14 protein-coding genes and 1 pseudogene are annotated in these 23261 nt (G+C 70.7%); 7 read left to right on the top strand and 8 right to left on the bottom strand.

Features of this window, described 5'->3' with window-relative positions; translation table 11 throughout:
• The first annotated feature begins 60 nt into the window (after positions 1-60).
• Entirely contained in the window at positions 61-1155 is a 1095-nt protein-coding gene (locus ACF1B9_RS19010; protein ID WP_389637177.1) for a DUF5925 domain-containing protein, read from the top strand.
• Between the two features lie 125 nt (positions 1156-1280).
• Here the strand turns inward: ACF1B9_RS19010 and ACF1B9_RS19005 are convergent, their stop codons facing one another.
• The gene (locus ACF1B9_RS19005) at positions 1281-1658 is read right to left on the bottom strand and encodes a GntR family transcriptional regulator (RefSeq protein WP_376273859.1); all 378 of its coding nucleotides are present in this window, start codon (positions 1656-1658) and stop codon (positions 1281-1283) included.
• A gap of 70 nt (positions 1659-1728) precedes the next feature.
• Between ACF1B9_RS19005 and ACF1B9_RS19000 the strand changes: the two genes are divergently transcribed.
• The 3 genes from ACF1B9_RS19000 (at position 1729) to htpG (ending at position 5298) form a co-directional block, all read left to right on the top strand.
• Positions 1729-2649, top strand: coding sequence for a GNAT family N-acetyltransferase (locus ACF1B9_RS19000; protein ID WP_391740387.1), 921 nt, complete (start codon positions 1729-1731; stop codon positions 2647-2649).
• The gene (locus tag ACF1B9_RS18995; protein WP_351074823.1) at positions 2630-3124 is read left to right on the top strand and encodes a DUF402 domain-containing protein; all 495 of its coding nucleotides are present in this window, start codon (positions 2630-2632) and stop codon (positions 3122-3124) included. The genes ACF1B9_RS19000 and ACF1B9_RS18995 overlap by 20 nt, the downstream gene beginning before the upstream one ends.
• Before the next feature lie 233 nt (positions 3125-3357).
• Positions 3358-5298, top strand: coding sequence for a molecular chaperone HtpG (gene htpG, locus ACF1B9_RS18990; RefSeq protein WP_391740388.1), 1941 nt, complete (start codon positions 3358-3360; stop codon positions 5296-5298).
• 266 nt (positions 5299-5564) lie between these two features.
• On the opposite strand, the gene ACF1B9_RS18985 is transcribed toward htpG, so the two are convergent.
• Positions 5565-6281, bottom strand: a complete 717-nt coding sequence (locus ACF1B9_RS18985) for a TetR/AcrR family transcriptional regulator (RefSeq protein WP_391740389.1) — start codon at positions 6279-6281, stop codon at positions 5565-5567.
• A gap of 170 nt (positions 6282-6451) precedes the next feature.
• Here ACF1B9_RS18985 and ACF1B9_RS18980 point away from each other — a divergent pair, with 170 nt between their 5' ends.
• Positions 6452-7903 (top strand): APC family permease, encoded by a 1452-nt coding sequence (locus ACF1B9_RS18980; RefSeq protein WP_391740449.1) that lies wholly within the window; start codon positions 6452-6454, stop codon positions 7901-7903.
• A 197-nt stretch (positions 7904-8100) separates the two neighbouring features.
• Here the strand turns inward: ACF1B9_RS18980 and ACF1B9_RS18975 are convergent.
• The 4 genes and pseudogenes from ACF1B9_RS18975 to ACF1B9_RS18960 all read right to left on the bottom strand — a co-directional run bounded on the left by ACF1B9_RS18975 (position 8101) and on the right by ACF1B9_RS18960 (position 15415).
• Positions 8101-9647 (bottom strand): annotated as a pseudogene (locus ACF1B9_RS18975) (trifunctional class I SAM-dependent methyltransferase/NUDIX hydrolase/VOC family protein).
• 148 nt (positions 9648-9795) lie between these two features.
• Positions 9796-10683 (bottom strand): esterase/lipase family protein, encoded by an 888-nt coding sequence (locus ACF1B9_RS18970; RefSeq protein ID WP_391740390.1) that lies wholly within the window; start codon positions 10681-10683, stop codon positions 9796-9798.
• A gap of 170 nt (positions 10684-10853) precedes the next feature.
• Positions 10854-11873 carry a hypothetical protein gene (locus ACF1B9_RS18965; RefSeq protein WP_391740391.1) on the bottom strand — a complete coding sequence of 340 codons (1020 nt, stop codon included), beginning with the start codon at positions 11871-11873 and terminating at the stop codon, positions 10854-10856.
• Positions 11870-15415, bottom strand: a complete 3546-nt coding sequence (locus tag ACF1B9_RS18960; RefSeq protein ID WP_391740392.1) for a DNA polymerase III subunit alpha — start codon at positions 15413-15415, stop codon at positions 11870-11872. The genes ACF1B9_RS18965 and ACF1B9_RS18960 overlap by 4 nt, the downstream gene beginning before the upstream one ends.
• Positions 15416-15544: 129 nt before the next feature.
• On the opposite strand from ACF1B9_RS18960, the gene ACF1B9_RS18955 reads away from it, so the two are divergent.
• Positions 15545-16579 (top strand): DUF3533 domain-containing protein, encoded by a 1035-nt coding sequence (locus ACF1B9_RS18955; RefSeq protein ID WP_391740393.1) that lies wholly within the window; start codon positions 15545-15547, stop codon positions 16577-16579.
• Between the two features lie 277 nt (positions 16580-16856).
• Positions 16857-17732 (top strand): alpha/beta fold hydrolase, encoded by an 876-nt coding sequence (locus ACF1B9_RS18950; protein WP_391740394.1) that lies wholly within the window; start codon positions 16857-16859, stop codon positions 17730-17732.
• 68 nt (positions 17733-17800) lie between these two features.
• Here the strand turns inward: ACF1B9_RS18950 and fxsT are convergent, their stop codons facing one another.
• Both fxsT and fsxC read right to left on the bottom strand, forming a co-directional pair.
• A complete protein-coding gene (gene fxsT, locus ACF1B9_RS18945) occupies positions 17801-21736 on the bottom strand; it encodes an FxSxx-COOH system tetratricopeptide repeat protein (RefSeq protein WP_391740395.1) in 3936 nt (1311 codons plus the stop codon).
• Positions 21720-23075 carry an FxsC protein gene (gene fsxC / locus ACF1B9_RS18940; protein WP_391740450.1) on the bottom strand — a complete coding sequence of 452 codons (1356 nt, stop codon included), beginning with the start codon at positions 23073-23075 and terminating at the stop codon, positions 21720-21722. Before fsxC ends, fxsT begins: the two co-directional genes overlap by 17 nt.
• Positions 23076-23261: the final 186 nt, after the last annotated feature.

The following is a 23261-nucleotide window of genomic DNA, read 5'->3' as shown; positions in this document are numbered from 1 at the left end:
GGGGAGGAAGGTGGTGAAACCTGGGTGCGTCGGGTGCTCCCTTGCCGGATCATGGGCGCCATGCCTGCCAACCCCGAGTCCGCTCTGCCGATCCGGCTCACCGTCGACGACAGCGATTCCCCGTCCGACGTCGTCGACGCGCTGTTCCTCGGCCGCTTCGCGACGGGCGAGCAGCCGTACTCGCACAGCTCCTCCCTGGATCGCGTCAAGGCCGGGGCGACCCTGCTGCCTCCGGCGGCCGAGGTGCTGCGTGCCGCGCGCGACGACGACCGCAGCGCCACGCTGGCCGAGGGCGACGGCTGGACGCTGCTCGTCTCGCGGTGGAACCGCGGCGCCGACGTCACGGTCACCGCCACCAGCGCGGAGCTGGCCCGGAAGATCCTCGGCCAGGCGACGGACGGTGCGAGGGACGAACCGGAGCCGCAGCCCGAGAACGTGACGATGGGTTTCTGGTACGTGTCCCCGCGACGCGGCCCGTACCGCACCACCCGGCAGATCGCCGCCGGCGCCTGGGACGAGGTCCGTGCCAACTACACCGCGCCCGTGGCCGATGCCATGGGCCGGCTGATGAAGGTCACCCCCGATGACATCGCGGGCCGGTTGCTCCTGCTGCACGGTCCGCCCGGCACCGGCAAGACCTCCGCGCTGCGCACCCTCGCGCGCTCGTGGCGGGACTGGTGCCAGGTCGACTGCGTGCTCGATCCGGAGCGGCTCTTCAACGACGTCGGCTATCTGATGGACATCGCGATCGGCGAGGACGACGGCACGGCGAAGGGCCGCTGGCGGCTGCTGCTCCTGGAGGACTGCGACGAGTTGATCCGCGGCGAGGCCAGACACACCGCGGGCCAGGCGCTCTCCAGGCTGCTGAACCTCACCGACGGACTGCTGGGCCAGGGACGCAACGTGCTGGTGGGTGTCACCACCAACGAGGACCTGGAGCGGCTCCACCCGGCGGTGGTCAGGCCCGGCCGCTGCCTCGCCAGGATCGAGGTGGGCCCGCTGACCCGCAAGGAGGCGGTGGGCTGGCTGGGTACGGAGGAAGGGCTCGGCCGCGAGGGCGCCACACTCGCCGAGCTGTACGCGCTGCGTCGCGGCAGCGGTCCCGCGTCGGTGCCGAAGCAGGATTCAGGCGCGGACGCGGGCCTGTACCTCTGAGCCCGGCGGCCCGTCGCCCTCAGCCGCCCCTGACGGGCCGGAGGACCGAGCCGGACCGGCGGCCGAGGGCAGATCCGCCACCGGTCGGCCCCGGTCCCTGCAACGGCAACGGCAACGGCAACGGATCAACGCGTCGCGTACGCCGCCCGCACCGCGTCCTCGGCCAGGGACAGCGCCTCGGCCCGAGACAGGCCCAGCCGCCGGGCCTGCTCCGCGTACTCCTGGGCGGCGGCCGCCGCATGACGGTCCGCCGCGTCCCCGGCGGCGGCGATGAACGTGCCGTTGCGCCCACGGGTCTCGATCACCCCGTCGGTCTCCAGGGCCCGGTACGCCTTGGCCACAGTGTTCGCGGCGAGGCCGAGCTCCTCGGCGAAGCCACGTACGGTCGGAAGTCTGAAGCCGACGGGCAGCGCGCCGGAGCGGGCCAGCTCGGAGATCTGCGTGCGCAGTTGCTCGTACGGGGCGGTACCGGCGTCCGGATCAAGGGCGATCTTCAGGGTCACACCCCGATTCTCCCCCACCGGCCGGAAAATCAGGGGCGGCCCGTGCGTGCCCACGCGTAACGTCCGGCCCATGACTGTCCTCGTTCGCGATTTCCTGCCCGCCGATGCCGAGGCCTGGGTGCGGGTCCGGCGTGCCGCACTGCCCTACATCGTGACGACTCCCGAGCTGGTCGCCTTCGATCTGTCCTGCGCCCATCCCGGCAAGCGCTACCGGCTGCTGGTCGCCGAGGAGGACGGGGAGCTCATCGGGACCGCGCAGGTCGGCCTCGTCCACGACAGCTTCGAACCCGGCCAGGCGTTCTTCAACCCGTACACGCATCCGGATCGCACCGGGCGCGGGGCCGGTGGGTTACTGCTGAGGACGGCCGAGGAGTATCTGGCGCGGGAGGGCGCGCTCGCGATCTACACCTGGGTGCTCGACACCCCGTCGGACCGCGCCTTCGCGGAGAAGCGCGGCTACACGGCCGGCCGCTCGGCCCACTTCCTCCATCTCGACCTGGCCCACGGGGCGCTGCCGCCCCGTCAGGAGCTGCCCACGGGTGTCGAGCTGCGGACCGCCGCCGACTTCGCGGACGACCCGCGCCCGCTCTTCGAGGCGGACGCCGAGACCACGGCCGACGAGCCGAGCGACACCCCGACGGAACTGTCCGACTACGAGGACTGGCTGAATCACACCTGGCGCAACCCCGCGCTCGACCACGAGCTCACCTCGGTCGCGATGGTGGACGGGGAAGTAGCGGCGTTCAGCGCGGCGCGGACCGACGGACTGACCCGCTACATGTCGGGGATGACCGGAACCCGCCGGGCGCACCGCAACCGGGGCCTTGCCAGGCTCGCCAAGAACGACTCACTGCACCGGGCACGCGCCGCCGGATACACGGACGCGTACACCGGCAATGACACGGACAACGGTCCGATGCTGGCCGTCAACCGATGGTTCGGCTACGAAATCTGTGCCACGGAGGTGCGCCATGTCCGCAAGCTCGGCTGAGACCGCGCTGGTGGTCGCCCTGGTGAAGGCCGGGCGGACCAAGATCCGCTATCCGGCGGACGTGGTCCGCGACGACGGCACGCGGGTGACGGTGCGTGCGCCCTGGGCGGCACCGGGGGTCCGCGATTTCGGCTTCGTACGGTTCGAGCCGGGGGACGTGTTCACCGAGCACTACTGGCGCGACCGCTGGTTCGCCGTGAAGGAGGTTCGTGGCGGCACGGGCGGGCTCAAGGGCTGGTACTGCGACATCACCCGCCCCGCCGTGCTGCGGGACGGGGAGCTTCTGGTCGAGGATCTGGACCTGGACCTGTGGGTGTCGGCGGACGGTTCGTCCGTGCTCCGGCTGGACGAGGACGAGTTCGAGGAGAGCGGGCTCGCCGAACGCGACCCGGCGGCGGCCGGGGCGGCCCGCCGGGCACTGGACGAACTGGAACACCTGGCACGCACGGAGGGGCTCGCGGCGCTGCTGGCCTGACGCGCGGAGCCCCGTCCGTCCGCAGGGGTTCCCGCCGCCGGGACCCCGGGCGGTCGACGCCCCGGACGTGGCGGTCCGCCGTGCACGGGGCCGTGCGCCCCGTGCACGGCAGTGGGTCCGGGATTCGCTCCCGCCCCATGCGCACTGGCCGGGAACGGTTTCCCTGATCACCGGTTGATCTAAAGTGCTCAGGCCAGTTCCCCACCCGGTGACCTGAGAAGGAATCACGGATTATGCCGACTGAGACGTTCGAGTTTCAGGTGGAAGCGCGCCAGCTTCTGCAGATGATGATCCACTCGATCTACTCGAACAAGGACGTGTTCCTGCGCGAACTCGTCTCCAACGCCTCCGACGCGCTCGACAAGCTGCGACTCGAAGCACTCCGCAACGACTCGCTCGGCGCCGACGTGTCCGACCTCCACATCGATATCGAGACCGACAAGCAGTCCCGCACGCTGACCGTGCGGGACAACGGCATCGGCATGTCGCACGACGAAGTCGTGCAGCTGATCGGGACCATCGCCAACTCGGGCACGGCGAAGTTCCTGCGGGAACTCAAGGAGGCCGAGGACACCGCCGCGGCCGAAGGGCTGATCGGCCAGTTCGGTGTCGGTTTCTACTCCAGCTTCATGGTGGCCGACGAGGTCACGCTGCTGACCCGGCGCGCGGGCGAGAGCCAGGGCACCCGCTGGACGTCGAGCGGCGAGGGCACGTACACGATCGAGACCGTCGACAGCGCCCCCCAGGGCACCGCGGTCACGCTGCGGCTCAAGCCCGAGGACGCCGACGACCGGCTCTACGACTACACCTCCCCGTGGAAGATCAGGGAAATCGTCAAGCGGTATTCGGACTTCATCACGTGGCCCGTCCGCATGGCCGCGGAGACCGCCTTCGACGACACCGCGAAGCCCGTCGAGGGGGCCGACGACGACGCCCCGCGCGAGCCCGAGACCCTGAACTCGATGAAGGCCCTCTGGGCACGCTCGCGCGACGAGGTCACGGACGACGAGTACCACGAGCTGTACAAGCACATCAGTCACGACTGGATCGCCCCGCTCGAAACCATCCGGCTGCAGGCGGAGGGCACATTCGAGTACCAGGCACTGCTCTTCATCCCGTCGCACGCGCCCCAGGACCTCTTCATGCAGGGGTACAAGCGCGGCATCCAGCTCTATGTGAAGCGCGTCTTCATCATGGACGACTGCGAAGCGCTGATGCCGCCGTACCTGCGCTTCGTGAAGGGTGTCGTCGACGCGCAGGACCTGTCGCTCAACGTGTCGCGCGAGATCCTCCAGCAGGACCGCCAGATCCAGCTGATGCACCGACGTCTGGCGAAGAAGGTGCTGTCGACGGTCAAGGACATGATGTCCACCGACCCGGAGCGCTACGCCACGTTCTGGCGGGAGTTCGGCCGCGTCCTCAAGGAGGGGCTGCTGAGCGACTTCGAGAACCGCGACGCCATCCTCGGCGTCGCCTCCTTCGCCACGACCCACGACAAGGACGAGCCGACCACGCTGCGGCAGTACGTGGACCGGATGAAGGACGGCCAGGAGCACATCTACTACCTCACGGGTGAGTCCCGGCAGGCCATCGAGAACTCCCCGCACATGGAGGCGTTCCGGGCCAAGGGCGTCGAGGTGCTGCTGCTGACCGATCCCGTCGACGAGGTGTGGGTCGAGGCGGAACCCGAGTTCGACGGCAAGCAGTTGCGGTCCGTCGCCAAGGGCGAGGTCGACCTCGGTACCGAGGAGGAGAAGAAGGAGGCCGCGACCGAGCGGGAGAACCGGCAGCAGGAGTACGCGGATCTGCTCGCCTGGATGACGGACCGGCTGAGCGGGACCGTGAAGGAGGTACGGCTCTCCTCGCGCCTCACCGTCTCGCCCGCCTGCATCGTCTCGGACACGCACGACGTGACACCGGCGCTGGAGAACATGTACCGCGCCATGGGCCAGCCCGTCCCGCACGTCAAGCGCATCCTCGAACTCAACCCGGAGCACCCGCTGGTCAGCGGCCTCAAGCGGGCGCACTCCGAGAAGAGCGAGGAGTCCGGCACCGGCCTGGAGGAGACGACCGAGCTCCTCCACGACCTGGCGCTGCTGGCCGAGGGCGGCGAACTCGGCGACCCGTCGCGGTTCGTCAGGCTGATGGCCGACCGCCTGGAGCGCACCCTGTGAGCCGAGGCCACGACGCCCCGGACAGCCTCCGGGGCCTGTCCGGGGGATCAGGGCCGGACCGGCCCTGAGGGCTGTCCCGTGGTTGCAGGGGCGGGCAGGCCCCTGCGCCACCGGGGTCCGGCCCTCCGGCGCCCGGACAAGCGGACCGTCGAGCAGAACGCCGAGGCGGTACGCGTCCGACGGGAGGAGGCCCGGCCGGCGATCCGCACGGGGGCGCGCACCGAGGGCGCCCGGGCGGCCCGCGTGGCGGGAGCGCCGACCCCGGCTCAGCCGGCCTCCCGGCCCGCCCGGGGCAGCCTGGCTTCGACGGCGTCGAGCAGCAGCTCCAGCGCGAACGGATAGCCACTGAGCATCATGTCGGCCGCCAGCAGCTGCGCGGTGGCGGCGATGTGGGGGTAGGAGCTCGCGTCCAGGCAGCCGTAACGGTCCTGCCACACCTGGAGATCGGCCGCCTGCGCGGGAGCCGGCAGGGCGAGCGCCGCCGCGTCCAGGGCCGCGAAGGCGAGCGCCTGGTCCACGAAGGCGTGATAGATCCGTACCGCTTCCCGGTCGCGGAAGCCTGCCGAGCGCAGCACGCCGAGGATCATCTCCACGGCCCGCATCTCGTTGTCCCGCCCGGTCGTCCGGTGCGCCGCCAGCAGGGCGGCCTGCGGATGCGCCTGGTACGAGGCGTGGACGCGCAGACCCAGCTCGCCCAGGTCGGTACGCCACTCGCCGGTGGACTTCCAGCCGTGCTGGGCACGGCCGATGAGCTCGTCGGCGATCGCCAGCAGCAGGTCGTCGGTGTTGCGGAAGTACCGGTAGAGCGCACTGGGGTCGGCGCCCAGCGCTGCTCCGAGCCGCCGGACCGTCAACGCCTCCGCACCATGCTGACCGACCAGCCGCAGGGCCGTCTCCACGATGATCTGCTCGGACAGTACCGTGCCCTGCTTCGTCGGCCTTCTGCGCCGCCGCTGCGGCTCCGGAACCACACGCTCATTCATGGCGCGGAGCTTATGACAACACCATTGACGTGTGAAGAGGGCAACGGTTTCATGGCCTGCCATCCGGACCCTCCGGCCACCTTCCCCGAGCGAGGCGACGACCGTTGGTGGTACCAGTGAAAAGTGCAAGCGCCACGCCGAGGAGCAGCGCCCAGGCCCCTCAGACCGCGATGCGGAAGTCCATCGGCGTCGTCGACGGCATCGTCCTCGCCGCGTCGAGCACCGCGGCGACCAGCAGTATCGGCATCGGGCTCGGTCTGATGGCGAGCATCGTCGGCCTGCACCTACCGGCGATCATGCTGCTGGCCTTCCTGCCCGTGCTCGGCATAGCCGGCGGATACGGGCGGCTCAACCGCGCCGAACCCAACGCCGGCAGCAGCTACAAGTGGGTCGGCCGCATCTTCAGCCCCTGGCTGGGATTCCTGGTCGGATGGGTCAACGTCGTCGGCACCATCGTGTTCATGGCCTACACCACCACGGTGACGGGCTCGGCGACCATCCAGTTCCTCGGCCAGGCCTCCGTCCACAGCGTCGCCGGCCTCTCCCTCGATCCGGACTCCACCCTCCAGTCCACCCTGCTCGGCATGGCCGTCCTGGTCGCCGCCGCGCTGGTCGCCGTTCGCGGGCTCGACCTCGCGGCACGTCTGCAGAAGTACCTGCTGATCTTCGAGTACGGCGTGCTGCTCGCCTTCTGCGGCTATGGGCTGTTCGCCGGGGACCAGCCCTTCTCGCTCCAGTGGTTCAACCCCTTCGACATCCCCTCGGCCGCGGCCCTCGCCCAGGGCATGGTGCTCGCGGTCTTCTGCTACTGGGGTTTCGAGTCGGTCTTCAGCGTCGGAGAAGAGGTCAGTGACCCACGGGACGCCTCCCGTGGCGGGTTCATCGCCCTGAGCGTCATGCTGCTCCTCTTCCTGCTCGCCGGAACCGCCTTCCAACGGGTCCTGCCACTGGACGAACTGGCCGACAACGGCGCTCAAGGACTCGCCTACTTCGGTGTGAAGCTCGCCGAGCAGCCGCTGGCCGCGCTGCCGCTCATCGCCCTCATGTTCTCCGCGGTGGCCTCGCTCCAGGCCTCGGTCATCCCCACCGCCCGCGGGATGTACGCGATGGGCCGCGACGGCGTTCTCGGCTCCGTCTGGACGCGGCTGCACCCCAAGCACGGGACCCCGGCCGTCGGCACCCTGCTGATCACCGCGATCGCTCTGGTCCTCGCCGCGATGGCGCTGGTCATCCCCACCGTCAACGACTTGATCTTCGCCGCCGTCAACGCGATCGGCATCGTCGTCGCCCTCTACTACGCCCTCACCGCCGCGGCCGCCGCGGTGCGCTTCCGCCACCTGCTGCGCACGTCGCCGCCGGAGGCCCTGCGCGCTGTCGTCGGACCGGTACTGGGCGCGCTCGCGCTGCTCGCCACCGGCGGCTATCTCGCCTGGACCTTCTACCGCTCCACCGATCACTTCGAAGTCTCCGCCGACAACGGCTGGTTCGCACTGCTCGTCCCCGTCCTGATGATCGGCTCCGGACTGCTGGCCGCCGCGTGGGCCCGCTGGCACCACCGGTCGCCCTACTTCGTCCCTACCCGCGACGCCACCGTCGACGGCGAACTCAACACCGCCGTCTGACCGCCCCGGGGACAGACGTCAGGCCGCCGGGACCACGGACCGGTTGCTCAGTCGCGGAGGCCGGACACGGCCGGGCACGTCGCCGCCCGCTCATCGAGGTCGACCCGACCGGTGCAGGACCCGGTCTGCCGAGGCTGCCGCCGTCCCGCACGACACGGGCTGCGCGAAATCGCTCCGAACCGGACCTGAACGCCCTTTCAGTCCCGGCGCCGCGCCCATACGTCGGTGTGCGGCGCCGGGACCTGGGGCGCGGGGCGGGCCGGCGGCACGCCTGCGACCAGCTCCACCTCGTACCCTGCCGCGTCCTCCAGATAGGCGGCGGTGTGCCCGTCGCCGCCCGCGTGCGGGTAGCGGTCCCGGAAGAGTGGCCGCCAGCCGTGTTCGGGTGCCCCGGCCACCAGTGCGTCGAGGGTGGCGCGGTCACGGACGTGGAACGCCAGATGATTGAGCCCGGGGCGGCGGCGGTCGTGCGTCCCCCGGTCAGGTCGGGTGACTGCTCGACCACCACATAGGTGTCGCCGCGCCGCCAGCTCCGTCCGTTCTCCCAGCGCTGGTACGGGACATGACCCAGCTCGCCGAGCAGCCAGCCCCACCCCCGCTCGGCCGTCGGCAGGTCGGGCACCCACAGCTCGATGTGGTGCACCCCGCCGGTGCGGGCCCCGCCGGCCGGCAGCGGGACGGCGCGGCGGACGCCGTGCGGCTGGTACGCCACGGTATCGCCGTCCTCGTGCCAGTGGATCAGGAAGTGTTCGCCCGCGCGATAGCCGTCGAGCCCCGCCCGGCAGTAGGCGACGATGTCGTCCGGGAGGGCGTTCAGCGGGAACCACGCCAGCTCGGAGCACTTGTCCGGTTCACGGTTGTACGGCGGGCGGCCGGGGTCGTACTCCGCCTCGAAGAACCAGCCGGTCCGCGGGCTGCCGCCGGGGCCGCGGTGCTGCATGACAAGGGCGACCCGCAGCTCGTCCGGACCGAACTCGACACCGATCTCCTCCGCGGCCTCGCGGATCATCGCCTCGCGGACGTCCTCACCGTCCTCCACGTGTCCGGACGGGCCGTTGAACAGCCCGTCCGCGTACCCCGTGCCGGCCCGGCGGGCAAGCAGGACGTCGGGGCCGCGGCGGAGGATCAGATGCACATCGACGACCTCGGTGTGCCGCCGGGGCGGTTCGGCGCGGGCCACCAGGGCGTAGCGCTCGTCGTCGACCCGCTTGCCCCACAGGGCCGGATCGTCGGAGAGCGGCTCGTGGTGGATGCGCTCGGTGAGCTCGGAGAGCAGTCCGGTCAGCCGCTCGGCGGAGAGGCCGACTCCGCCCCAGACGCCCTCGATCAGGATCAGCCGCCCGCCGGGCCGCAGCAGGGTGAACCAGTGGTGCAGGGCCGCCCCCGGATCGGGCAGCAGCCACACCACATGCCGAGCCATGATCACGTCGAACTGCTGCTTGCCGACCGGTGGTTGGGCGGCGTCCCCGAGATGCACCCCGGTGCCGGTCCCGGCGAGTTTGACCCGTGCCTGCTCCACCATGCGCGGCGACCGGTCGACGGCGGTGACCCGGTGTCCCTGCCCGGCGACGAGCAGGGCAAGGCTTCCGGTGCCGCACCCCAGGTCGAGCACCTCGGAACGCTCGCCGGGCAGCCAGCTCTCCAGCCGCCGCGCCCAGGCGTGCCGGACCGCCGGATCGAGCAGCCCGTGGTCGGGCTCCTCGTCGAAGGAGTCGGCAGCGGAGTCCCAGTCGATCGTCGTCATGGGTCGATCGTGCCATCCGCCACTGACATTGATACCGGTAAGCGGGTTCCGGCGGTCGTAGCTCGGCCCCTGACTGACAGCGACGGCCCGCCGGCCGGATCGTGATCGGCCCGCGGCCCGTCCGACCGGCGGTGCGGCGGGACAGCCCTCAGCCGATGACCGAGGCGCAGGTGGTGGGGGTGGCGTGGGCCGGATCCAGGGCGTTCGCCACCTCGTGGTAGGCGATCCGGTCGACGGTGCCGATCGTCACGTGCTCGGAGAGGTCGACCGGACACAGGTCCTGGAGCAGGACGTTGCGTACGTTCGGCCCGTCCAGGAACTGCGTGCGGTACGGGGTCACGACCTCGTCGTACCTGGTCGCGATGACCGTGTAGCGCACGCCGGGCACGGTGTCGCCGCCTGCGTTGAGGCTGGTGATGAAGGGAGAGCCCGCCACCTGGTCGGCGAGACCTGGCGTGTTGGCGTTCAGCAGGTCCTCCGCTCCCGGGAAGTACGGCAGCAGTTTCGTCAGGCCGAGGAGGGTGGTGCCGTGGTTGTCGGGTGCGAGCCCGATCATGGCGTTCACCTTCGCGGCCCCGCCGAGGAACTTCAGGTAGTAGTTGGGCATCATGCCGCCCTGGGAGTGCCCGACGACATCCGCCTTGGACGCCCCGGTGGAGGCGAGCACCCTGTCGACGAATGCGGCGAGCTGGCCAGCCGACTTGTCGATCGGGCCGAGACCGTTGAAGAGAGGCACACCGGGCAACTGCCCGTAGTCCAGCGAGTAGACGCAGTAGCCCCGGTTGACGAGATAGGGGGCGAGGACCAGCCAGTTGTCGATCGAGTTCCCGAAGGTTCCGTGGACCAGGACGACGGGGCGGGGGTGGGCCGCGGAGGGCTTGCAGGAGTAGTCGTTCCAGCCACGGGAGGTGGCGACGGTGGGGGTGGCTGCAGCGGCAGCGGCCGTGGGGGTGGCGACTGCGGCAACGGCGAGGAGCAGTGCGGCGAGGGTTCTCCGCGCACGTGGGGTGCGCGGCGCACGGTTCCAGGGCAGCATCGTGTGGTCTCCTTGCGGCTCAAGGGAGTTGCGATGTCGGTGCGCCCTGCGGCCCGGACCACAAGTTCTGACTGCTGAATTCCTATGTGCTCATGCCAAATTACGCACGAGTAGGGTGGCATGGGAAGTTACGCGTCGGTAAAAACTGAGGGTTCATCAATAAGATGACGTCATAGGGGCGATCGGCCCGCGAGCCGGCCCGGCATCACGGCCTGTGGGCCGAACCTGGCCCGCAGCCGGTCCGCCACCGCCTCGATCCGGCGCGCCCGCTCGTCCACCGGGTCGAACGACAGCTGGTGCGTGGCCCGTTCGCCGTCCATCAGCCCTTCCGCACGCAGCGCGATCCCCCGCACCCGGGCCCGCTGCAGAGCGAACGAATCATGGATCCGGTACGCGAGTTCGGTGAGCGCCGCGGAGTGGGCCGTGGGCTCCCGGAGCGTACGGCTGCGGGTCAGCGTCGAGTAGCCGGTCCGGTCGGCATAGCGCACGGAGACCGCCAGCCCCCGGCACACCTGTCCGTCCCCGCGCATCCTGGCCCCCAGCTCCTCGGTGAGCGACATGAGCGCGCGGCGCTGCCGCTCCCGGTCCAGTTCGTCACGCGGGAAGGAGCGTTCGGCGGCGATCGACCGGGCGGCGGCGCCCGGAACGACCGCCGTGCGGTCGATGCCGCGCGCCCGCTCCCACAGTTCGCGACCGGTCCGTACACCGGTGATCCGCTGCAGAGTGCCGAGCGGGGTCGCCGCGATCCGGCCGACGGAGTCGAGTCCGCATCCGCACAGGGTGCGGGCCGTCGCCGCCCCGACGCCGTCCAGCGCCGCGGCCGGCTTGGCCGCGAGGAACCCGGCCCCTTCTCCCCCGGGCACCACGAAGGTCGTTCCGGGCGCTGCCTGCCGTGCCGCCATCCGGGCCAGCATCGGGTTCTCCGCGGCGCCGATCGCGCAGTCCACACCGTGCAGGGCGAGCGCGCGGATCCGGATCACCGCGGCCAGCCCCGTCACGTCCCGCCCGAAGTAGCGCAGCGCGCCGCGCACATCGGCGAGCGCCCCGTCGGGCGGGACCGCCTCGACCATCGGGGTGAACGCGCCGAGAAGGGCGAGCAGCCCCTCGTAACCGGCGCTGTCCGGGAGGCCGCCGCCGATCCTGCGGAACCGCAGGTACAGGATTCCTGGCTCGTCGTGTGCCGTGCTCATCCCGCGCTCCCCGGGCTCTGATGCCACAACTTCCTTCCGGTGGCGAGGCCTTCGCCGGGCGGCTGGAGGTCGGACCAGGGGTTCATCTCGTATCCGGTGGACATCCGGATACGACGGCCGTCGCCGTCGGGAGCGGGCCCGGCCCCCTCGGGGGCGTCCTCCTCGGACGAGGGCTCGGCCGCCAACCGGGCGGCGACCGCGTCCAGTCCGCCGGTGCGCCGCAACTCGGCCAGCTCCGCCAGATTCCAGGCTGCCGCGCCGACCACGCTCAGGCTCCGCGGCCCGCGCCGCTGCACCACTCCGCGTACCAGCAACAGCCAGGAGTGGAAGACGGTGTGCGCGCAGGCGGCATGGCTGTCGTCGAAGAAGGCCAGGTCGACCAGGCCCGTACCGTCGTCCAGGGTGGTGAAGACGACCCGGCGGCCGGAGCGGACCGGCGGGGTCTGGGTGGCCGCCTTGGCGCCCGCGACCAGCACGGTCTCCCCGTGCCGCGCCTCGCGCAACCGCTTGGCGGAGACCACGCCGAGCTCCTTCAGGAACGCGTGGTGATCACTCATCAGATGGCGGGAGACGTCCATGCTCAGTACGCCCAGCTCGGCGCTGAGCCGTTCGGCCGCGTTGAGGTCGGGCAGCCCGATGGAGCCGGTCCGGTGTCCGTTGCCGAGCGGAAGCTGCGCACCGGCGGCGACGGAACCCGCACCCCGCTGGGCGCGGTGCAGTTCGGACAGATGCAGCAGCAGATCGCGCCGATTGGCGCCGAACGCGTCCAACGCGCCCACCTGGGCCAGCCGTTCGGCCGCCGCCCTTCCCGGCCTGGCCCGTTGCCAGAAGTCCAGCAGCGAGGTGTAGGGCTGCCCGGCCACGATCCGGGCGACCTCGGCCTTACTGATGCCATGGACGTCCGAAAGCGCCAGCCGCACTCCCCAGGCTCCTTTCCTTCCTTCAGCATCAGACACCAGTTCGATTTGATGAGTGGCCGCCGACCGGTTCACGTCCAGCCCCAGTACCGGCACCCCGCGCCGCCGGGCGTCCGCGAGCAGCAGCCGCTTCGGGTACATCCCCGGGTCATGGGTGAGCAGCCCGGCGTAGAAGGCCGCCGGGTGGTGCGCCTTGAGCCACGCCGACTGATACGTCGGTACGGCGAAGGCGACCGCGTGCGCCTTGCAGAAGCCGTAACTGCCGAACGCCTCGATGATCTCCCAGGTCCGGGCGATCACTTCGGCGCTGTACTTCTTCGCCGCCGCCCGCTGCGCGAACCACACCTTGATCAGGCCCTGTGATCCGGGGTCGGAGAGCCCTCGCCGCACCCGGTCGGCCTCGTCCCGGCCGCAGCCGGTCATGATGTCGACCATCTCGATGATCTGCTCGTGGAAGACGACCACGCCGTACGTCTCGCGCAGCGGCCCCTCCAGATCGGGGTGCGGATAGCGCACGGGCGCCCGGCCGTGCCGGGCCTCGATGAACGGCCGCACCATGTCGGCGGCGACCGGCCCGGGGCGGAACAGTGAGATGTCCACCACCAGATCGTGGAAGCCGGCGGGCTGGAGCCTGCCGACCAGATCGCGCTGGCCGGGGGACTCGATCTGGAAGCAGCCCAGCGTCTCGGCGCTTCTGATCAGCCGGTACGTCTCCGGATCGCCCGGCGGTACGGCGTCCAGGTCCACGTCCTGCCCCGAGACCCTCTTGACCTCCGTGACCGCGTGCGCCATCGCCGACTGCATCCGCACACCCAGCACGTCGAGCTTGAGCAGCCCCAGGTCCTCCACGTCCTCCTTGTCGAACTGCACCATCGGGAAGCCCTCGCCACTGGTGGGCACGACGGGTGCCCGGCGCAGCAGGGAGGCGTCCGAGAGGAGCACCCCGCACGGGTGCATGGCGATGCCGCGCGGCAGGGCGTCCAGCGCCTCCACCAGTTCCCAGAGCCGCCCGTACCGGTCCTTCTCCCGTGCCACCTCACGCAGTTCGGGCAGCTCCGCCATGGCCGCGCGGGCGTCGCGGGCCCGGATGTGCGGGAAGGCCTTGGCGAGCCGGTCGGTCTCGGCCGGGTTCATGGAGAGCGCGGCACCGACGTCCCGGATGGCGTGGCGCACCCGGTAGGTCTCGGGCATGGCGACGGTCGCGACCCGCTCGGTGCCGAAGCGCCCGATGATCGCGCGGTAGACATCGAGCCGGCGGGCGGACTCGACGTCGATGTCGATGTCGGGCAGCACGGCACGGCGCTTGGAGAGGAAGCGCTCCATCAGCAGCCCGTGCTCGACCGGGTCGGCGTGCGCGATCCCGAGGAGATGATTGACCAGGGAACCCGCGCCGGAGCCCCGGGCGGCGACCCGAATCCTCATCGCCCTGACGTCGTCCACGACTTGAGCGACCGTCAGGAAATAGGAGGCGAACCCGTGGTAGGCGATGATGTCCAGCTCCTGATGCATCCGCTCCCAGTAGTCGCGCCTGCGGTCGTAGCCGCGCAGCACCATGCCGGCGGCGGCGCGGGAGGCCAGCACCCGCTGGGCGGTGCGCCGACCGGCGCCGACGAGATGCGGTTCGGGGAAGTGGACGGCACCGAGGCCGAGGTCGCCCTCGGGGTCGACGACGCAGGCATCGGCGGTGTGCCGGGTCTCCGCGAGCAGCCGCGCTCCGGCGTCCCGGCCGAGCCCGGCGGCGGAGGCGATCCGCTCGGCGCTCCGCGCCATCGCCTGGGCATCCTTCAGCCAGCGTTCGCCGCTGTCGAGCGGGGCGCGGCGGGGGTCGACGGGGACCAGCCCGCGGGCCGCGTCGAGCACATCGGCGACCGGGCCCTGCCCGGGGTCGGCGTACCGGACGGCATTGGTCAGCACGGCCCGTACCCCCTGATCGGCGGCGAAGCCGACGGTACGGGCGGCGAGCCGCAGCGACCCGGGGCCGGTGCCCGCGCGTCCGTGGTGGACGACTTCGAGGCGCAGGTCGTCCCCGTGGATCTCCCGCCAGGGGGCGAGCAGCGCGGCGGCCCGGTCCGGGCGGCCGGCGGCCAGCGCCCTGCCGACGTCGGAGGCGGGGCCGAGCAGCACGGTGAGTCCTTCGGCGGGCAGCTCGGACCGGTCGACCAGAGGCTGCCCGGCACCGGCGTCGTCGGGCGCGGAGGCGTGGGCGGCGGTGACGAGCCGACACAGTTCCGCCCAGCCCTGCGCACCGTCCCGGGCGAGGAAGGTGACCCGGGGTGCGGTTTCATCGACAAAGGCACCGCCGCGGACCGGGGGACGCAGCCGATGCGTACGCCCGTCGCCCCTCGTATGCTCCGCCGCCGCGGAACCCACCGCGAGCTCCACCCCGAAGAGCGGCCGCACCCCGGCCCTCTCGCAGGCCTTGGCGAAGCGGACCGTCCCCGCGAGCGTGTCGCGATCGGTCAGCGCGAGAGCGTCCATCCCCCGCTCCGCGGCGCGCTCCGCCAGCCGCTCCGGGTGCGAGGCCCCGTACCGCAGGGAGAACCCGGAAACGGTATGCAGATGCGTGAACCCGGGCACCCGCACCTCCTGGACCGATCCGTACTCACCCCCCTCGCTCTCCACCATAGACCAAGTTTCGAACATTCGTACGATACCCGGAAGGCCGGACCCTCACCCGGTCCGGACCGTCGGCCGTCTCAGCCATTCGGCCCACTCCCACCTGCACGAATGGCCGACAGCCCGGAGCGTGGGGGCATGACTTTCGCTGACGAGGTGAAGAACGCCGTCACCCCACGGGCCGCACTGCTCGTCATCGGTGTGCTCGGACTGCAACTGCTGTTCATCGCGTCCTACGTCGGGGCGCTGCACAAGCCGAAGCCGACGGACGTACCCTTCGGGGTCGTCGCGCCCCGGCAGATGTCCGCGCAGCTCCTCACCGAGCTGAAGAATCTCCCGGGCGGCCCGCTGGACCCCCGCACGGTCGCCGACGCGGCCACGGCCCGCGAACAGATCCTGAACCGCGAGATCGACGGCGCCCTGATCGTCAGCCCCACCGGCACCACCGACACCGTCCTCGTCGCCTCCGGCGGGGGCACCGCCATGGCCGACACCCTGACGCGAACCCTCACGCAGGCGGACCTGGCCCGGCAGCGCACCGTGCGGACCGTGGACCTGGCCCCCGCCTCCGGCCAGGACTTCAACGGAATCTCGTCCTTCTACCTGGTCGTGGGCTGGTGCGTGGGCGGCTACCTCTGCGCCTCGATCCTGGCGATCAGCGCCGGGTCCAAACCCGCCAACCTGCAGCGCGCGCTGATCCGGACCGGCGTCATGGCGCTGTACTCCGTCGTGGGCGGGATCGGCGGCGCGATCATCATCGGCCCGGTCCTCGGCGCCCTGCCCGGAAGCTTCTGGGGCCTCGCGGGACTGGGGGCGCTGACCGTCTTCGCGGTCGGCATGCTCACCCTCGCCCTGCAGGCCCTCACCGGCATCGTCGGCATCGGGCTGGCCGTCCTGATCGTGGTGATCGCGGGCAACCCGAGCGCCGGCGGCGCCTTCCCGCTGCCGATGCTCCCGGACTTCTGGCGCACGATCGGCCCCGCACTGCCGCCCGGGGCGGGCACCTGGGTGGCCCGCTCGATCGCGTACTTCAAGGGCAACGCGGTCACCGGACCCCTGCTGGTGCTGTCCGCGTGGGCGGTGGCGGGCACACTCGTCACGTTCCTGCTCTCGCTGCGCCGCAGACCGGACGACGCCGCCGCCCGCCCACCGTTCGGCTCGACGGTCGACTGACCCTCCCACGCAACGACGGAGCCCCGCCCCAGCCGCCTGCCGTCCGACGCCCGGCGCGCCGGCACCCCCCGCGACACCGTCCGCCGCGGCGCGTCTCTCCCGACGGCCGGCCGCCCGTCGCACCGACCGTGACACCCGGCCGGGCGATCGAACGCGCCCCCGAAGACCTCCACGGTTTCCCAACGCACCGTCCCGGTAAGCGCTCTGATGGGTCATCATCGACTTGGGCGGGAAAAGTCGGACACACCGTGTCCGCACCATACGGAGGAGGCACGGAGTGCGTAGTCGGGTGCGCGCAACGGACGGGCGGCATCTGGTGGTGGAGCGTCTCGGTGATCCCCGTGGCAGACCGGTCTTCCTCCTGCACGGAATGCCCGGCAGCAGGCTCGGGCCTGCTCCGCGCGGCATGGTGCTGTACCAGCGCAAGACACAACTGATCACCTACGACCGGCCGGGATACGGCGAATCCGACCGGCTGCCGGGCCGCTGTGTCGCCGACGCCGTCCAGGACGTACGGGCCATCGCCGACCATCTCGGGCTGGACCGGTTCGCCGTGGTGGGCCGGTCCGGTGGTGCCCCGCACGCCCTGGCCTGCGCAGCGCTGATGCCGGAGCGGGTGACCCGTACCGCCGCGCTGGTCGGGCTGGCTCCCTGGGGCGCCGACGGGCTCGACTGGTTCGACGGGATGGCCGCCTCGAATGTGCTCGCGTACTCCACCGCGGCGGCCGATCCGGACGAGCTCGCGGAGTCGTTCATCTCACGGTCCGCGGTGATCAGGAAGAACCCGGTCCGGCTCATCGACGATCTGCGCCGGGAGCTGACCGACTCCGACCGGATGGTGGTCAACGACGCCGGCGTCCGCACCATGCTGCTGCGCAACTACCGTGAGGGTCTGCGCACTTCGGCATGGGGGTGGATCGACGACGCGCTCGCGTTCAGTCGGCCCTGGGGCTTCGACCCCGCGGACATCACGGGTCCGGTGCTGCTGTGGCACGGCGAGAAGGACGTGTTCTCGCCGGTGGGTCACTCCCGCTGGCTGGCCGGGCGCATCCCGAACTCCACCGTCGTGGTGGAGCCGGCGGCCGCGCACTTCGACGCGCTGCACGCCCTGCCCAGGGTCCTCAACTGGTTGCTGGAGCCGACCGACGACTGAGGGCAAGGAACGGCCCCGGAGGACCGGGGGACCGGGAGCGTCCGGTGGCGGCCGGACGCTCCCGCGGCTCATACCGCCGTCGGCTCCAGCTCGCGCTCGAACCGGTTCTCGTTCCGGGCGATCCGGGTCATCGGGTGGTCGTCGCCGAGCTGCCTGGCAAGCTCGTCCCCCGTCTCCGCCCGCAGCCGCAACGCCTCGTCCTTGCGGCCCAACGCATCGAGCGTGACCGCCATGTTGGACATCATGGCCAGGGTCTCGGGATGGTGCGCCCCGAGGACGCGCCTGAGCTGTCCTGCCACCTTTCGTTCGGTCTCCAGCACGATGCCGAGGTCGCCCTGTTCGGCCGTCGCGTTGGCCAGGTTCATGACGCAGAACAGGGTGTTGGGGTGCTCCTGCCCGTACACCTCCCGCATCGACGCGACCACCCGGGTCAGCACCCGTTCCGACTCCTCCACCGCGCCGACGCCCAGTTGGTAGACAGCGAGGTTGTTCAGGGCGGCGAGGGTGTACGGGTGCTTCTCGCCCGGCACCTTCATGTACTGGTCGACGACCTCCTGTGCCGTGTCCCTGGCCTCGGTCGCCTCGCCCGCCGCGTACAGGTCCGCCGCCAGGTTGAGGTCACAGGCGAGCCATTCCGGGTTGGCGGCGGTGTACTTGGCCCGGTACCGGGCCCGGGTGGCCACCGTGAGCCTGCGGGCGTCCTCCATCCTGCCCGCCCGGCGCAGCGACACCGCCAGGCTCTTCGCCGCGCTCAGCGTGCCGGGGAAGGCCCGGCCGAGCGTGGCCTTGTAGCTGTCGTACGTACGGCTGAGGATGCCGACGGAATCCTCGTACCGTCCGACGTCACGCAGGTCGCGGGCCAGGTTCATGGCCGAGGAGAGGCTGTAGGGGTGCTCCGCGCCGAGCACCTCGACCCGGCGGTCGAAGACGTCCTGGTCGATCTCCCTGGCCCTGGCGTACTGCCCGATCGACCGCAGGGTGAACGCCAGGTTGTTGGCCGCCGCCAGGGTCCTGGGGTGGGAATCGTGGAAGATCTGGTTGAACCCGTCGGTGGCTTCGGTCGCCAGCTCGATCGCCCTGGTGTACTCGCCGAGCGTGCCGAGGTCCGTCGCCAGGCTGCTGGTGCTCATGTACGTGTGCGGATGCTCCGGGCCCAGGACCTCCCGCTGCGTCGCCAGGGTGATCTCGTCGAGTTCCCTCGCCTCCACGTAACGGCCGCGCGAGCGGTAGATGTTGGAGAGGTGGAAGCAGAGGTAGAGGTACTGGATGTCCCGCTCCCCCAGCGTCTCCTTCCAGATGGCGCGCAGCTCCTCGCAGAGCGTGGCGGCGGTCCTGAAGTCGCCTCGCTTCCAGAGGTAGCGGACCCGGTCGATCAGCAGTCTGCGGGCCTCGGGCTCCTTGCAGTTGCGTGCGTCGGACGGACCGAGGTGCGGCCAGATGGTGGCGAACTGCGGCCAGGTCGAGGGGTTGTCGATCGGCTCGTCGTCGTCGGGCCGGGCGCCGGCCAGAATGCGGTGGACGGCGTGCCGGGCGTCCCGCTGCTCCTGCTCGCTGAGCTGCGCCCGGATGACGGCCTGGACGAGCCGGTGCACCTGGATGGAGTTGGAGACCTGGTCGACCTTGGCGAGGGCGAACCGGCCGATCTCCCGGATGACCCGGCCCAGCACCAGCTTCTCCTGGAGCGAGGCGTCGTACGGCTTCAGCGCCTCGATCATCTCCTTGCTGTAGAGGAGATTCCCCGAGATCGGCTCGGGAGCGAAGAAGGCACAGAGCTGGAGCAACCGCACCGCGGCGGGGGAACGCTCCTTGAGCCGTTGGATGGAGATGTTCCAGGTCGCGGCGACCGGCTCCGGGTAACCGGCCGGCTGGTTGAGCGCCAGGACCTCGGGGGCCTGCTGCGCCAGCTGTTCGAGATAGGTGTCGATCGGGGTGGCGGTCTCCGCGATCCAGGCCGCCGCCTGTTCGACGGCGAGCGGCAGGTCACCGACCGCGGTGGCCACCTGGGCGGCGTCCTCGTCGCTCAGCCCCGGGGCCCGGCGCTGAAGGTGTTCGATGGACTCCTCGCGCAGGAAGACGTCGACGGGCAGGGCGTCACCATGCTGGGACCAGGCCTGGTTCCGGGAGGTGACGAGGATGTGTCCGGAACCGCCCTGCGGGAAGTAGCGCCTGAGCCGCTCGGGGTCGTCGGCGTTGTCGAAGACCAGCAGCCAGCGGTCCGAGGGCACACCGCGCCGCAGCAGGTCCACGGCCTCCTGGGAGGCGGCAGCCATGTCGTCGCCGCCCTGGGCGCCGAGCCGCACGGCCAGCTCGGCGAGAGAGGCCACCACGTCGTCGGTCTGCTCGGACGATATCCACCAGACCAGGTCGTAGTCCGCCATGAAGCGGTGCACGTACTCCAGGGCGACCTGGGTCTTGCCGACGCCACCGAGTCCGTACAGGGTCTGCGGCTGGGGCAGTACGACGGCCATGCCGCCGCCGAGCTGGTCACGCATCCGTTCCAGGACCAGGGAACGGCCGGTGAAGCCGGGGTTGCGCGGCGGCGCGTTCCAGATCCTGGGGACGGTGCCGGGGAACCGCGGTCCGGGCGACACGCCGTCGGCGAGCTGTACGGGCCGGTCCAGGGCGCGCAGCAGGGCGGCGGTGGCATGCACCTCGTCGAGCCGGAAGAGATCGACGGGGTTGCGGTCGATGTAGGGCGCGGACAGCCGCACGTCACCGACCCTGAGCGGCAGCAGATGGCGTCGGCCACCGCCGGGGTCCTCCGCCACGGCCCGGTCCCAGAGGTTCACCGCACGCTGGGACTTGAGATAGGCGCTGGAGAGCAGCACCACGGTACGGGTGGCGTTCTCGGTGGCGACGGCGGGCGGCTCCGCGACCTCCCGCTCGGCGGACACATCGCGCGGTACGACACGGAACCCGGCCCGGGTGAGCACGGATTCGATCCAGTCGGCCCACATCCGGTTCTCCGCCACGTAGCTGAGGAAGAGATCGGCGGGCAGCGCGGGCCTGCGCCGGGTGAACGCGTCACGGATGCGCAGCCGCACCTCTTCGCCCACCGGTGGCATCGAGGTGATCTGCTGGTCGGTGATGACGGAGGTGAGCCGCTCGAAGGCCGAGAGCAGCGAGTTGGTGAGCCCGGCCTCGTCGCCGAAGGTGGCGAGGGTCTCCTCGTACGCGTAGTAGGGGCGGTAGGGAATCTCCACCGCGCCCCAGTAGGCGGTGAGTTCGTCGCCGGACAGTTCACGCGGCAGCCGGTCGAACTTCAGCCGGGCCAGCGCCCGCCCGGCATCGGCCTTCTCCTTCTCGCCCTCGTCGATGCGCATCGGGACGGGGAAGATGGAGATGGGGCGTCCGGTGTAGCGCTCGGAGATCTGCCGGGCGACCGAGGCGGCGCCGTCGATGGACTGGTCGCTGAGGGTGAAGCAGTCGACGAGGACGTCGGGCAGGTGGACGGTGCAGATGTCGGCAATGTCGCTGAGGCCGGTCCGGCTGTCGATCAGGACGTAGTCGTAGTTGGCCTTCATGTCGTCGCGCAGGGCGTCGAAGAAGTGACCGCCGCCGAGCCGGTCGTAGAAGTTGTCCCAGTCGAAGGTGGAGACGGTCGCGGAGTATTCGCGGTTCTGGCGTCCGGCGGAGACGAAGTCGAGGGTGCCGCCGTGCGGGAACTCCCAGCCGAGCGCCTCGGGTGTGAGGGACACGGCGTGCGGCTGGATGCGGGCGTAGTCCCGGTGCCAGTCGTCGGCGCGCTGGACGGGGCTGGTCGCTGCCCACGCGTACTCGGTGATCAGATCGATGACGCCGGTGGTGGCGCCGAGTGTCGACGGGTCGAGGAACGGGTGGAAGAACCGGTGGAGCCCCGGTGCCTCCAGGTCCCAGTCGACGGCCAGTACCCGCTTTCCATTGGCGGCGAGTATCCAGGCGGTGTTGGCCAGGGCCATGGTGCGCCCGGTGCCGCCCTTGTACGAGTAGAAGGTGACGATGCGCCCGTCACGACTGGCCGTCATCCGTGTCCTCCGCATCCGTCGCAGGGTCGTGTGTCTCGGGGATGTAGTGCGTCTGCGCCATCGGCCCCATCAACCGTGTCCGTTCGGTGTGTCCGCCTCCGGTGGCGGGTGGGTAGACCGCCGCGTGTCTCAGATACTGCTGGGCCGCCGCCTCGACCACCTGCGGCAGGATCTGTCCGAAGGCGTCCATGCTGGGTATGCCCTTGGCGGCGACCCGGCAGTAGGCCCGCCCCTGGCGCATCTTGGTCGGCATGGTCTGTTCGAGCTTCTCGGTCAGCTCGGCCTCGGCCGCCCGGCTCTCGTGGTCCTCGCGGTTCCACGGCACGACCATCGTCACCCAGGGACGGTTCTCGGCGTCGAAGGCGGCGAGCCGCCGGCGCCGGTCCTCGTCCTGCAGGGCCCAGCGGTCGACGAGCAGGATCTCCGGCCTGCTGGGCGGTTGTTTGCCCTCCGCGTGCCCCGACTCCTCGTCGAAGGAGGAGATGGTGGCCTGGTAGTTGAGGGAGCGCACCAGGTCCTCGGCGACATAGGCCAGGGGGCGCGCGGCGGCCGGGTGGTAGGGGTTCCAGTCCTGCGGATTGTCGCCGTAGTAGTCGGCGTTGCGCCCCTCGGGCAGATCGTGCCGGGTGGGGGCCGCGATGGTCACCTGCATGGGACGGGGGCCACCGACTCCGCTGTTCGGCGGGCCGAAGGCGCTGGGCGCCAGCCGGTAGTCGACGGGACGGCCGGTGCCGATCCTGATGGTGTCCGCGACATTGACGATGCGCTTGGCGAGTTCGTACACCGCGCGCTCGTATTCCTCGGCGAAGAGCCTGAGTTTGATCAGTCCGTAGAGTCCGTCGCTGACGTATCGGTCCCCGAAGTCACGGTGGTTGAACTGTAACCGCTCGGCGGGGCCCGGGAGTTGACTCGGCGGCACCGGCACCCAGAGCGCCGGGACGATCGCCTCGGCCGGCTGATTGGAGCGGGCCCGGTAGTGAATGGCGCGCTGCGCGAAGGCGTACCACTCCTTGCCGCACATCTCGCTGGCGAAGTAACGCGGCGAGAACAGCGGTACGAATACCCGGCAGGTGGCGAGCACCTCGCCGAGCCGCTCGGACCAGCCCTCGCCGGACCGTATCTCGCGGTCGATGAACCCGGCGGGCGCACCGGCGGGCAGATCGGTCATGGCCATCACATGGCCACAGAGATCCTGGAAGAGCCGCTCGACCCACATATCGGGGTCCGTTCCACCGCCGTACCCCGGTGTATGCGCATAACTCAAGAAGAAGTACGGCCGATGGTCCGCCGCTCGCTGCTGCGTTGTTGCGTGCACACGACCCCCGTCCTGTGTGAGCACCCGCACCCGAGGAGTGAAGTGAATGCGAGCGAATTCATCATTCCGGAGCGGACGTTGCTCCACCCCCATGATGTTCGGTCATTCAACACCGGTTTTCAGTCATACGTTCCCGGATTCAGTCGATCATTTTCTTGATCGAATATGGTCTGCGACCGTTCTTCCCAGTTGTCCTGTGTGTGCCGGCGA

Origin of the sequence: Streptomyces sp. NPDC014727 (genome assembly GCF_043083485.1) — a bacterium.
Lineage (GTDB): Bacteria > Actinomycetota > Actinomycetes > Streptomycetales > Streptomycetaceae > Streptomyces.
The sequence above is the reverse complement of the archived record's forward strand: the minus strand, read 5'-3'. Positions and strand labels throughout refer to the sequence as shown.

Excerpts from the sequence above, each read along its gene's own strand:
- ACF1B9_RS18955 (WP_391740393.1), top strand. The coding sequence starts at position 15,545 with ATGACTTTCGCTGACGAGGTGAAGAACGCCGTCACCCCACGGGCCGCA.
- ACF1B9_RS18970 (WP_391740390.1), bottom strand. The coding sequence starts at position 10,683 with ATGCTGCCCTGGAACCGTGCGCCGCGCACCCCACGTGCGCGGAGAACC.
- ACF1B9_RS19000 (WP_391740387.1), top strand. The coding sequence starts at position 1,729 with ATGACTGTCCTCGTTCGCGATTTCCTGCCCGCCGATGCCGAGGCCTGG.
- ACF1B9_RS18985 (WP_391740389.1), bottom strand. The coding sequence starts at position 6,281 with ATGAATGAGCGTGTGGTTCCGGAGCCGCAGCGGCGGCGCAGAAGGCCG.
- ACF1B9_RS18980 (WP_391740449.1), top strand. The coding sequence starts at position 6,452 with ATGCGGAAGTCCATCGGCGTCGTCGACGGCATCGTCCTCGCCGCGTCG.
- ACF1B9_RS18995 (WP_351074823.1), top strand. The coding sequence starts at position 2,630 with ATGTCCGCAAGCTCGGCTGAGACCGCGCTGGTGGTCGCCCTGGTGAAG.
- ACF1B9_RS18960 (WP_391740392.1), bottom strand. The coding sequence starts at position 15,415 with ATGGTGGAGAGCGAGGGGGGTGAGTACGGATCGGTCCAGGAGGTGCGG.
- htpG (WP_391740388.1), top strand. The coding sequence starts at position 3,358 with ATGCCGACTGAGACGTTCGAGTTTCAGGTGGAAGCGCGCCAGCTTCTG.
- ACF1B9_RS19010 (WP_389637177.1), top strand. The coding sequence starts at position 61 with ATGCCTGCCAACCCCGAGTCCGCTCTGCCGATCCGGCTCACCGTCGAC.
- fxsT (WP_391740395.1), bottom strand. The coding sequence starts at position 21,736 with ATGACGGCCAGTCGTGACGGGCGCATCGTCACCTTCTACTCGTACAAG.
- ACF1B9_RS18965 (WP_391740391.1), bottom strand. The coding sequence starts at position 11,873 with ATGAGCACGGCACACGACGAGCCAGGAATCCTGTACCTGCGGTTCCGC.